The organism is Neisseria sp. P0021.S007 (assembly GCF_051956855.1).
Genome location: NZ_JBQCXA010001469.1, coordinates 1 through 476 on the forward strand (window position 1 = coordinate 1; position 476 = coordinate 476).

Sequence of the window (476 nt, forward strand, 5' to 3'; positions counted from 1 at the left end):
GCCTTTGGCTACTTCTTCTTCTACCCATTCCCAATCGGTACTGGCTGGCAGGAAGTTTTTGATGAAGTAGTCGCGCTCCATGCGGACGCGGTCGATACAGATGTCGCGGATTTCGCGTTCGAGTTTGCGGATGTTTTCAACGCGGCTGCGCAGGTTGCTGCTCAGGTTTTCGATTTGACGTGTAGCGAAACGGACTTCCAACAGTTTGTTGGCAATGGCATCACGGTGTTTCAGGTAGTTGGCGTGCTGACTACCGTGTTTTTCCAACTGCTTGATCATTTTGCCGTATTCGCTCTCGATAAAGGCGAAGTGTTCCAAAACTTTTTGCTTCAGTTCGGCCAAATGGGCAGCGGATATGGCTTCAGAGTCGCTACCTGAATCGTCTTCATCTTCATCGTCGCCATCTTCATCATCGCTAACGGTTTCGCCTTCTTCGTCATCTGGTTTGGCATTTTCCAAATGACCCAAGCCCAATT

Annotated in this window: 1 protein-coding gene; it reads right to left on the reverse strand. The window is 49.6% G+C overall.

Features of this window, described 5'->3' with window-relative positions; translation table 11 throughout:
- Positions 1-476: sigma-70 non-essential region-containing protein (locus ACTHUR_RS19740; protein WP_440400493.1), on the reverse strand; the 476-nt coding region annotated here is incomplete at both ends.